This window comes from Microcoleus sp. POL10_C6, assembly GCF_036701585.1.
In the GTDB taxonomy this organism is placed as follows: domain Bacteria; phylum Cyanobacteriota; class Cyanobacteriia; order Cyanobacteriales; family Microcoleaceae; genus Microcoleus.
Map to the genome: position 1 here is coordinate 197,067 of NZ_JAUBRB010000004.1, position 7,176 is coordinate 204,242.

The 7,176-nt window shown below is 43.9% G+C and carries 7 protein-coding genes; 1 reads left to right on the forward strand and 6 read right to left on the reverse strand.

Annotation, left to right across the window (positions count from 1 at the left end; all coding sequences use genetic code 11):
* Positions 1-124: 124 nt before the first annotated feature.
* Positions 125-1,354, forward strand: coding sequence for a hypothetical protein (locus QUA34_RS04055; protein WP_333384211.1), 1,230 nt, complete (start codon positions 125-127; stop codon positions 1,352-1,354).
* On the opposite strand, the gene QUA34_RS04060 is transcribed toward QUA34_RS04055, so the two are convergent.
* The 6 genes from QUA34_RS04060 to QUA34_RS04085 all read right to left on the reverse strand — a co-directional run bounded on the left by QUA34_RS04060 (position 1,296) and on the right by QUA34_RS04085 (position 6,958).
* A complete protein-coding gene (locus QUA34_RS04060) occupies positions 1,296-1,718 on the reverse strand; it encodes a hypothetical protein (protein WP_333384213.1) in 423 nt (140 codons plus the stop codon). The two genes, QUA34_RS04055 and QUA34_RS04060, sit on opposite strands and share 59 nt — an antisense overlap.
* 58 nt (positions 1,719-1,776) lie before the next feature.
* On the reverse strand, positions 1,777-2,898 hold the full coding sequence (locus QUA34_RS04065) for a DUF6753 family protein (protein ID WP_333384215.1): 1,122 nt from the start codon (positions 2,896-2,898) through the stop codon (positions 1,777-1,779).
* Between the two features lie 690 nt (positions 2,899-3,588).
* Positions 3,589-4,386: a mobilization protein MobD-like protein gene (locus tag QUA34_RS04070; RefSeq protein ID WP_172192730.1), complete on the reverse strand. Its 798-nt coding sequence runs from the start codon at positions 4,384-4,386 to the stop codon at positions 3,589-3,591.
* A 49-nt stretch (positions 4,387-4,435) separates the two neighbouring features.
* Positions 4,436-4,948 (reverse strand): hypothetical protein, encoded by a 513-nt coding sequence (locus tag QUA34_RS04075; RefSeq protein WP_333143564.1) that lies wholly within the window; start codon positions 4,946-4,948, stop codon positions 4,436-4,438.
* A complete protein-coding gene (locus QUA34_RS04080) occupies positions 4,941-6,608 on the reverse strand; it encodes a hypothetical protein (RefSeq protein WP_333384218.1) in 1,668 nt (555 codons plus the stop codon). Before QUA34_RS04080 ends, QUA34_RS04075 begins: the two co-directional genes overlap by 8 nt.
* Before the next feature lie 125 nt (positions 6,609-6,733).
* Entirely contained in the window at positions 6,734-6,958 is a 225-nt protein-coding gene (locus QUA34_RS04085; protein WP_333151699.1) for a hypothetical protein, read from the reverse strand.
* Between the last annotated feature and the right edge of the window lie 218 nt (positions 6,959-7,176).

Below are 7,176 nucleotides of genomic sequence, written 5' to 3' on the forward strand. Positions count from 1 at the left end.
CGACGATAACTATGTTAGTGTTGAATAGTTCAAGAAAATTCCTGCCCGCGCTGACTCCCCTACTCCGGTTGCGGTCGAGCGCGGGCGAGCCTTGCATTCAACAAACTCGCCAGGAATGCGTCAAATGCAATCAGAAGCAGACGATCGGGAGCCGCAAGCGTTAATTGTTTTGCCGGGGGGTATTGGAGGGTGTACCTCTTGTGCTGCGAAACAACTGCGAATCGACCCCGAATTTCAATCTCTCATTCCTCCCCTGAGTAAAGACGAAAAAGCCGCCCTGCAAGCGAGCATTCTGGAGGAAGGATGCCGCGATCCGTTAGTAGTCTGGGCCGAGGAAAAGCTTCTCATCGACGGCCACAACAGGTTCGCCATCTGTACCGCGCACGGCATACCATACAAAATTGTAGAGATGTCTTTTGACAGTCGGAATGCAGTCAAGGTCTGGACGATCGCCAACCAACTGGGACGGCGCAGCTTGACGCCAGAATCCGTTAGCTACCTGCGCGGCACCTGGTACGAGCTGACCAAGGAATCTCACGGGGGCAAGCGTTCGGCAAACTGTCATTTTGACAGTTTGACAGACAAAGTATCGCCAGATAGAGCAAGCTGTCAAAATGGCAGCTTGACAGACAAAACAATGCCAGATGAGGCAAGCTGTCAAAATGACCACTTGACAGACAAAACAATGCCAGAAGGAGCAAGCTGTCAAAATGGCAGCTTGACAGACAAAACAGCACGAGAGTTAGGAGAACGGTTCAAAGCTTCCCCCAGAACGATTTACCGGGATGCCCAATTTACTCGAGCTGTGGATGCTCTTAGTTCTATTGGAGGAGAAGATGTGAAGTGGAAGATTCTTAACCGCTCTGCTGGGCTGACAAAGAAGGAAGTTCTTGCTTTGGCCAATGATGCTCGCAGTCGTCCGGCTCAAGTTGCCAAAACTTTACAGGGGCGATGCCGGAAAGTGAAACCTGAAAAGCAACCTGCCATCGCTCACCACCTAACGCTCAAAATTAGTTCGTTAGTAGAAGTGTATGCGCCCGATCGCCAGGACGTTAACGGTCGGTTGGGGCGCATTCAGTCAGTGGGCGAGAAAACGGCTACCGTGTGGATGCGGCACATCCCTACTCTTGCCATGAATTTGCATACCTTCAAACACTCGGCTCTTACTGCTGTACCGCTCGAAAATCAACCCGGACTTCAAGAAATTTGCGATCGCACTGGCCGACTTCACCAATTAGGAAATCTAGATCCTTTTGAGATAGAAATCCTCAACTTGTTAGAAAGAGCAACGGTTCTTACTCCCACCGAATTGCAGTATTTAGAACATATTGAGAACACACACAAGCTTGATTGAGTGCCTCACAACTATTTTTCATTTTGAGAACAGCAATAACTTCGGAAAGTTTATTTGATTCACTTGACAGTTCAAACACTGAGTCAATTAATTTTTGTTGAGCTGCTAATTGTTGCAGTGAATAACAAGCTATTGCTCGCACTCGCTCTGGAGACTTGCTAGCATTTTTAGCAGCAAACGGTCCCCAGAAAGCACTCAGTACAATCTTAATCTGTTCCGATATTGGGTATGTTTGACTCAAACAGTAATCCCAAACCATCTTATCGAATGGGTCGTCTAGTGCAACTAAAACACCCGATATTTGCGACTGCACTTGCTTCTGATTTGGGTCAGGTAACGGCTGATTGTTCAAATTGGCAATCATAAATTTCTCCTGTTAAGCTAACTTATTTACATCCCATTCAAGACTTTAGTATTTGCCCTCAAGGAACAAATTCTCGTTCTTGAGGGGAGCGAATCCACAAAGTACAAAATCCTTTTTGTGCAGGTTTACCCTCTACTGTCAGCGTCACCCCCAATCGATTTATCTCAGTTTCACACAATTTTTTGCCACCTTTCTCGCTCAACAAAGCTTGATTCCAGCTCATAAGTTGGCGAGCATATTTCCCTTCATTGCTTGTTGCCCACTGAATTGTATCCGCGTTCTTGCGAGCAAACTGACCCTCTTTGCTCAGCCCCCATTCGAGAGCTACAGCTTGTTCTAAAGTGAGCTGGCGCGGCCCTTTTGGGTCGAGTTCAGGCGGTGGAATGAACCGGGGCACAGCTAACCCGATAAAAGCGCCGATCGCCATTGCCCCTAACACCACCCCGCTCCCAAAAATCACCGACCAAATATCGTGAGCAACTTTCTCTAAAGCTGCTTGTCGCACTAGGGTGTAAACTGAGTTGGAAATGTGGCGATGTTGCACCTTAACAGCCGCTTTTCCCTGCCGTTCTAAAAACTCCCTGCTTTCTTTTTCCCAATTTTCAGTAAGCTGCCGAACTTGTTCCAGTTCTTGAGAAATAACAGCTTGAGAATCTTTCAAATCACCTTGCCATTGAGATTGCCAATTCTTGAAAAACTGGTCAATCTCTTGTGGTTTTTTTTCTAACAGCAGTTCGAGTTGACCTGTAGCCAGCAATACGATAAAAAGCGGGTCATTTTTATTGAGACCGTATCGGTAAGCTGTCTGAATGACATGAGAGCGAAATTTGGAGTCTTTGCCCTTGAGTACCTGGCTGATTAGTGACTCAGTATCTCTCTCGTACATGGGAGAGGCAGATAAAGGATCTCTGTTCAGAGCTTCTCTTTCCCTCGAATCATCCTCTATGAGTTCCCAAAACTCCTTTTCATTTAGCTTACTCCCATCTGATTCCAACTTTTCTTCTACTGCATCTTCTGGAAATGTATCTGGAGAATCGGGCCAACTTTGCGAATTTTCAGCGAATTGTATGGAATTATTTTTGGTATTATTAAGTCTGCCCTGTTCCCTTGGCGTTTCCAATATCTCGCCCAACTCTTGAGAGTCAACTTCGGAAAGTTCTTCTAAAAGTCTATCGGACATTTAACCTCCTACCTAATCAAAATCCTAATCTTTATGCTGTTCTGCATCGCGCATTCTATAGTGTGAACTCATATTTTGTCCGTCTCCTAACGAGTTCATCACCCATTGATATCGTTTCCGCCTGCATCGTCAGGTGATAAATTAGAGGGCAATTCATGAATGATTGTTACAAGTCGCCACCTATCTCGGCGCAATTTTCAGTTGTTCGATTCACAGTCAACAGCGTCGCCCTGCCCTTCGACTACGCTCAGGAACCGCGTAGCCGAAGGGTCGAAGGGTCAACAGTCAACATCATGTCTGAGTGCAACCGGAATTGATATGACTGTAAAATTTACAGGAATACCCGCAAATTATCGGTTTAGACACTATCTGTAGTATTAAGATGTGTTTCGGCACACCGAGCCCGCTGGCCCAGTGGTGAAGAAGTTTTTGAAACCCTGGAAATCTCGTAGCGGGCGATCGATCAATCTTCTTACTTTCAGAGTTTTAACGCAATAAACGTTGTTTATTGCTAATATCCAACGCCTGGGATAACACAACTGCGTTGATTGCACTCAGCCAGCCGGCTGGTTTCGGCACACCCTATCAGTAGAGTGTGTGCGTAAGCCTTAATTTAGATTCTTAAAAGCTTACGATACCTTTTTTACAAATTACAGCCTCCTGAGACTTTACCACCTGTTGCTTATTTTGTTACTTATTTTGTTGCTCATTTTCTATTTGCATTTCCTCATTTTTTTTTCGTTCATAGGGCGCGATGACTTCTTTTTTATTGCGATTGGGTACGTTGTTAAACAAACCTACATCTTCTATCAGGCGGAAACAGTCTTCCAGAAAAGTATGCAATCGCTGCTGACTAATCAAGAAAAATTCAGAGTGTTTCATTGCTTGAGAAAATGACAACCGCTTCGTATCAATAAACTTGCGCTCTCTTGCACTCAGAGCCGGCAAATCTACCACAGGAATTCGGTAATTATTAATGAGCTTGTTCATTTCTTTATGGCTTTGTACGTGCGACCAATCTTTGCAAACTCCAAAATTGCGGACAAAAATGTGATTGAGCTGACCTTCAAAGTAGTTGAAAGAGTCAATAAACATTTCAATGCTGTCCGTCGTGCCACCGCAAATAAACCACTTGCATACATCAACTCCTGACTGCTCTTTAAAATCAGGAGAGGTTAAATTAGCTTCGTCAATCCATTTGTTGATAATGCTGTAAACCCGAGCTGGTAAATTGACAATCACAGGAGTTTCTACTGCTGTTTCAAAAATAATATCGATATCGAAAAACTTCTCTTCATCTTCAACTAAAGCTACGATTTTTGCATTGTGTTCAGGATAGCGCTGCTGCACGTCAGGATTTTGAAAATCGCCATCAATTAACGTGTACAGCAGTTCATACTTCTGATTGAATTCAACCAGAATCCGAGTTAGCATCGACTTGCCAACACCACCTTTCTCGCCGTCAACCAAGTGAATCATGTTAGTCATTTCATTCCTCCTTGCTGGATGTCGATGTCTATTCAAGACTTAATAATTTTTAACTAAAGCTAGGCCCGACCATTGCCGGATCGAAACCAGCTAAGTTAAATGCGCTGTTTTCAAACTCAACTTCTCCCGAAAATTCCTCTGGTTCTTTTTCTTCGGGCAAACTTGCGGGATTTGAACTCTCAGGGGCAGTTAATTCCGTAGCAATAGATGCACCTGAATTCGATAAGTGAGGGAAAGTAGCTAAAGGAATTAAACCCGAAGAAATACCAGGGGCAATTACTCCTAACTCGGTACAGTTAAATCCCGCATCTCGGCAAACTTCATCTATCTGCCTAAGCAAAAAATTAATGCTTTCTCGCCTCAAATACTCTAACTCTGTACTAGAATGACTACCGCTATTGCGTAATGATGCTAACAGCCACCGCGCTTTGATTAGAGGTAAAATCGTTTCCTGTAAACTAAAAAAAGGATGATTTTGCAGGTAAGATAGCAAGATAGCGTCTTCGGAATCTGGCAAAACTTGACAGCGCCAGCAAAATTCCTTGTAACGTTTTCTAGGCATAATTCCTCACCTTCTTTCCAGCACCTCGGTAGGGTCCTCCCAATAAGAGAGCTGCATCTAAGTTTGCTTCTGATTCCTCTAATGAAGGTTCTGTATTGGACGACTCCTCCTCCTCACTCCATTTATTAGAATCATCTAAGCAGCTATCTTTGATACTTGAATCAGTCTTTTGTTGAGCGCAAACTTCACTGTTTTGTTCAGTAATAATTTCAGTCTTTTGTTCAGTGGGTTCCTCAAATTTTTGTTTAGCGGGTTCTTCAAATTTTTGTTCAGTAATATCTTCAGTCTTTTGTTCAGTAGATTGCTCAAATTTTTGTTCAGTAGATTGCTCCGATTTAGCGTGAGTAAATTGCTCAATTTTTAATTGAGTAGGTGGCTCGGATTTTGGGTGAGTAGGTTGTTCAGATTTGGGCTTGGTAGATTGTTCAGATTTGGGCTTGATAGATTGTTCAGCACATTCTTTTACACTCTGTATATCAGTTGGAGGGAGTGGAGCATCTCCTGAAGTAGAAGTTGTATCTTCTGCCCTCTGAGAAGTTGCCGCAACAGAGCTTTGCCTCAGTACCTCAAACTGAGATTTGAAGTAAGAAAATAGTCCGTAAACATCAGCTATGCGGCAACCTAAACCATCAGGGTCAAGTGTTTTTGGCACTGTTATGCCTGCGTGCCAAGACAGCGAATAAGGAGAAAACTGATTTCGCAGTTCTGGCTTCATATATTCAGAAGTCCCCCCGCAAAATACAATTTCATCTAAATCGGGCGGCAGCACTTCATTAATCCAATGAGATAGCATTCGAGCGTAGTCGAAGCGAGACAGCTTGACTGCTTCAATCAATTGGTCAACTTCTCGATCTTTAGCTGTTTCCTCTCGATTCCGAGCAATTCGGTAAAAGTAAGGGCGGTTGTAGCTTACGCCCGCTTGAGCGATTGATAAAGCCAAACGGGAAGCATCGTAGTTAGATGTTCGCTCTTGAACTAGATCCACCAACCTTACCATTCCTAAGTCTGAAGTTTTGCCCTTACCGACAGCACCGCGTGCCGAAACTATTACCGAAGCATTGCGAAATCCTACCATAACAAAGGCAGTTACCCGCTGCTTGAAGGCTGAACCTAAATTACTGTTGTGGATCAAAGCAATGCCGCCACCTTCTTGCAAAGCTTGGGTTTTGTCCAGGGTGACGGATAGCTTGCCTGTGGGTGTTTCAAATGAAGCAGAGTATTGACTTAAGAGTTCAAAAAATTGCTTGGAGTCATTAAACTCGCCTGGGGGCAAGAAAACGGAGATCGCAGCGCTAAATTGACTGCCTAAATCTAACTTCCGCGACACTACCCACAAAGCTGCTAGAGCTTTGTACAAAGCGCTACTGTACTTCAGTCCCGCTAAACCGATGTGAGCATTGAATTGCGATGCTGCTAGGTAACCAACGGCTCGGCATTCATTACCAATTGCCACCCAAGCAATATTTTCGGGAGATGCTGATGCGAGGTTGGGTTGTGTGAAACAATTGGCTATGTCTTGGCTCACTGGCCCCACCTGCGATTCCATTACAAAGGAGTTCGCTTTACTGCCTGCTTGCGAGCTTTGGCAGAAAACTCTAGTAGATAAGCCGCCAAAATCTATAGCCAGAATCGCATCTGGTATTGAGGATTTTTTCTTCATAAACGCTGGCTTTTATTACGTTACAAAATGATAGTATTGGCTTCAGTTTAAGTCTGACCTCACCAAATCCGGTGGTTTTGGATAATTAAAATAGCCCCCTCCAAATGGCGGGGACAGGCTGCCTTTCAAGGAAAAAATCTTGGGTAGATTATCAGGGAAAGAGCTTTAGAGTTGTAAGAAACGGTGTAGGTATTGTGAGTGAGATACCGAGCAGGTACGCCCAAAGTATCTTCAATAAAGTGTTTGAGTTCGGTGTGGGAGTAGCACTTCTCGAACGTACCCCACTTGGTAATTACGCCATCGTTATAAGCAATACCCGCATGATTGGTCGATCGCGGGCGTGATAGCACTAACCACCAGAGTTGGGCGGGTTAAGTGGTAAGCAGAGGTCATACTAAATCAACTTAATATCAAGAGTAATTTTAAATATACGAAAAATTTAAAGTAAAGGCAGAAGTGTTGAATGATAGGAAAAGATTGCTAAAATTGGCCCAACAATGTATAATTGCAGAGTTATAAATTATTAATAATCAACTGAAATGCTATTTTCTAACTTCCCCAAAATTGT

Coding starts and splice junctions, on each gene's coding strand:
- QUA34_RS04055 (WP_333384211.1), top strand. CDS start 125: ATGCAATCAGAAGCAGACGATCGGGAGCCGCAAGCGTTAATTGTTTTG.
- QUA34_RS04070 (WP_172192730.1), bottom strand. CDS start 4,386: ATGACTAACATGATTCACTTGGTTGACGGCGAGAAAGGTGGTGTTGGC.
- QUA34_RS04075 (WP_333143564.1), bottom strand. CDS start 4,948: ATGCCTAGAAAACGTTACAAGGAATTTTGCTGGCGCTGTCAAGTTTTG.
- QUA34_RS04080 (WP_333384218.1), bottom strand. CDS start 6,608: ATGAAGAAAAAATCCTCAATACCAGATGCGATTCTGGCTATAGATTTT.
- QUA34_RS04065 (WP_333384215.1), bottom strand. CDS start 2,898: ATGTCCGATAGACTTTTAGAAGAACTTTCCGAAGTTGACTCTCAAGAG.
- QUA34_RS04060 (WP_333384213.1), bottom strand. CDS start 1,718: ATGATTGCCAATTTGAACAATCAGCCGTTACCTGACCCAAATCAGAAG.